Here is a 3,167-nt window from a genome sequence, read left to right as displayed (position 1 = left end):
GACGGAGCCGTTGCAGGACGGCGACCAGGTCGTTAGGGTTTCACCCATGGCGGTTGGTCCTCCTGAATCAGGTTCTGCCAGGAACTCTCTGATTTATCAGTAGGATACCAACCGCCATCTTCATTTCTAGGGCTGCCCGGTGAATATCAGGGGCTCAAGCGCATGCTGAACGATCCACGCCACTGCGTACTCTTCACCGGCTATCAGGCCGCCGGCACCCCGGGCCGCGACATCCAGCGCCATGGCCCCAACGGCGGCTGGGTGATGCTGGATGGCCAGCGCATCGATATTCGCGCCCGGGTGGAAACCGTGAACGGCTACTCGGCCCATGCCGACCAGCATGACCTGCTCAACTTCGTGCGTCGCATGCGCCACCCGCCGCGGGAAGTGCGCCTGGTACACGGCGACCCCCACGCCCAGGCCGCGCTCAAGGCCAAGCTGCTGGAATGGGCCGCAGGGGCAGGGCGTTCGCTCGAGGTGACGCTGGGCGGCGATTTCCTGGCGGAAGACACGATTCGCAGTAGGGCCGATCGGGCACGGGCATGAGCAAGCGAGCCGAAACGATTGGAAGACCTGCGGGAGGTATACACCATGCTGCAAGAACGTACCGGCCAATGGCCGCAGCGCTGGAAACAGGAAGGTCGCCAGGAAGGCCGCGAGGAAGGCCGTCAGGAAGCGCTGAAAGAGGCTGAGGCCCGCATCCAGGAGGCCAGGCTCGAAGCCAAGCGAGAGACCGCTTGCAATCTAATCGAGACCACCAACCTTGATAATGTCACCATTGCCAATGCGACCGGCCTGAGCGAGGACGAGGTGCGCGAGCTGCGCTCGACCCACTGAAGGTATGCACCATGCTGCAAGAACGAACCGGTCAATGGCCGCAGCGCTGGAAACAGCAAGGCCGCAAGGAAGGCCGCGAGGAAGTGCGTCTCAGCGTAACCCGTAACCTCATCCAGATGACAGAGCTGAGCGATCGCGCCATCGCCAACGCTACCGGACTGCCCCTGGGCGAAGTTGAAGCCATGCGCGACGAGCTTCAGCACTGAACTGAAAGACTCCGTGGTCTGACCCCCGGGATGCGGCCTCGGCGCCTGAACCCGTCTCCGGGGTCTGACCCCCGGGGATGTCGAGGTCACCGTAGAGCGCCCATATCAACGACGCTCATCGGGCACGGGGTCAGACCCCAAGGATGCGATCTCGGCGCCTTCATCTTCGAAAATGCTTCCACCGTCGAGAAAGTGCAGGCAATTTCCCTGAGTCGAACTGCCATGCCCCCGCCAACGCCTGCGCCCACACCCAGCCCAGGAGCCAGGATTCGCCGGGCGATCGGCGCCGCAGGCGCCCCGGCGGTGATCACCTCCGTATGCCCCCATCACCGCCTCCATTCCCCGAGTATCCCGCTGTTTCCCCGCCTGTTTTCCCGTTGACCATTCTCTCCCGTGCTGTATTCTCCCAACCCCAAGCAGACTTAGCCCATCACGCATGGCCTACAGCGCCCCCGGCGCTCAGCCATGGAGCACGGCCGCGTGGTGACGTAGAATGGCGCGATCATTAAAACGATACCGCAGGGGTCGCCGAGCCGAGGCTTGGCAAGGGACGATGAAGGGGAGCGGAGCAACCGCCTCCCCGGCATGTTTTTGCTCGCCTACCATGGCGCTTCGCTTCCCTTGTCCTCGCCGCTCGCTCCCCACGGTATCCAGGCTTGATACAGGGCATGGGAATGCGCCCGGCATAATCCCCGGGCGGTAGCGTGCCCGAATGGCAACGACCACTCGGAACGAGCGAATGCACGAGCGAATGCAACAGCATTCCCCTGGCATAGGCTCAGGGATGGTGGCAGCAGGTGTCGCATCAGCGAAGACGCTACCGCCATTGCCCACGAACGTTACCAGCGCAATGACGCCGGTAACGTCCATATCCGGCTTTGAAGGCAAATGGGGAGCCTTACTCTCCCATCTTCTCGATCTCACCTATCGGCGACACCGCATGAACCAGATACCTTCTCAAGAACCGCAGCGCTACACCCAAGACGATGAAATCTCCCTGGTGGATCTGGCCAAAATACTGATCAAACGCTGGAAGCTGATGGCCATCGTCTTCCTGGTCTTCGTGCTAGGGGCATTGGCCTATGCGCTGCTTATGACGCGAACTTATGAATACGTTTCGATCTATCAGGTCGCGGAGCAGGCGCCAAACGGTGACAGTGCGGTGGCAAGCCTGGAAACACCGGGCGCCGTGGTGGCCAAGGTCAACAACCTCTACCTGGGGCCGGTGACCCGTGAGCTTCAAAATTCAGCGGGGCTGGAGCGTCTGCCGTTCGAACTTTCAGTATCGAATCCTAGCGATACCCAGCTGATCCGTTTGGGCTCTGAAGCCGCAGAGGCCGACAGTGAGCTAGTCGCCCAGATGCACCAGGCCTTGTTGACACGCATTGAAGAAGGACAGCAGGAGTTGCTGGAGCGACGGCGGGCGAGTCTGGAGCGGCGGCTTGTGAGTGCCGAGCGTGCCCTTGACGCAGCCCAGGAGAGTAATAGTGCCTTCGCGGGAGATCTGATTGCCAATTACACCGCCAGAGTCTCCGAGATCGAAGGCCAGTTGGCACAGCTTCAGGAAGGGGGAGTTGTCCAGGTATCGGTACAAGGTCTCGAACCCACCGGCATTAGTCGCAGCCTGATCATGGCATTGGCCATTGTACTGGGTGGCATGCTGGCGGTGATAGCCGCATTCTTCTCGCAGTTTGTGGCGCTGGTGCGCAACAGCCTGTCGGAAGAGTGACGCTATGAGCGTTTAACAGCCTCATCTCGTACTCTGCAACCACTGTCGACAGCGACGGAAGGGCTTGTTTCTGCCCAATAATCAGAAGGCCACTCTAATGCAGGGAAAACGCACGACAAACCGCTCTACGACGAGCCTTGTAGGGCTTTACGGATCAAGCCCTCCGTGATTGGCTAATGCTTTTGCCCACGGATGGCCCCCATGCTGACACCGTCTCTGATGCATCTTTTATCGATCGTTCCCGACTTCCGCCAGGCATGGAAAGTGAAGCATCAGCTGTCGGATATCCTGTTTCTGACCGTCTGCGCGGTGATCTGTGGTGCCGAGGGTTGGGACGAGATCGAGGACTTTGGCCACGCAAAGCTGGATTTTCTCCGTCAGTATGGCGATTTTGA

5 protein-coding genes are annotated in these 3,167 nt (G+C 60.4%); all 5 read left to right on the top strand.

The genetic code is table 11. The features are described 5' to 3' along the window. The first annotated feature begins 162 nt into the window (after positions 1-162). Positions 163-546, top strand: coding sequence for an MBL fold metallo-hydrolase RNA specificity domain-containing protein (locus MKP05_RS21025; protein ID WP_338072372.1), 384 nt, complete (start codon positions 163-165; stop codon positions 544-546). Positions 547-591: 45 nt separating this feature from the next. Continuing rightward, positions 592-837 carry an RpnC/YadD family protein gene (locus MKP05_RS21020; RefSeq protein WP_240570104.1) on the top strand — a complete coding sequence of 82 codons (246 nt, stop codon included), beginning with the start codon at positions 592-594 and terminating at the stop codon, positions 835-837. An 11-nt stretch (positions 838-848) separates the two neighbouring features. Continuing rightward, a complete protein-coding gene (locus MKP05_RS21015) occupies positions 849-1,043 on the top strand; it encodes an RpnC/YadD family protein (protein ID WP_240570103.1) in 195 nt (64 codons plus the stop codon). A gap of 751 nt (positions 1,044-1,794) precedes the next feature. Continuing rightward, entirely contained in the window at positions 1,795-2,772 is a 978-nt protein-coding gene (locus MKP05_RS21010) for a Wzz/FepE/Etk N-terminal domain-containing protein (RefSeq protein ID WP_240570102.1), read from the top strand. Positions 2,773-2,973: 201 nt separating this feature from the next. After that, positions 2,974-3,167: transposase family protein (locus tag MKP05_RS21005; RefSeq protein ID WP_240570101.1), on the top strand; the 194-nt coding region annotated here is incomplete at its 3' end.

The organism is Halomonas flagellata (assembly GCF_022487945.1).
GTDB classification, from domain to species: domain Bacteria; phylum Pseudomonadota; class Gammaproteobacteria; order Pseudomonadales; family Halomonadaceae; genus Halomonas; species Halomonas flagellata.
The sequence above is the reverse complement of the archived record's forward strand: the minus strand, read 5'-3'. Positions and strand labels throughout refer to the sequence as shown.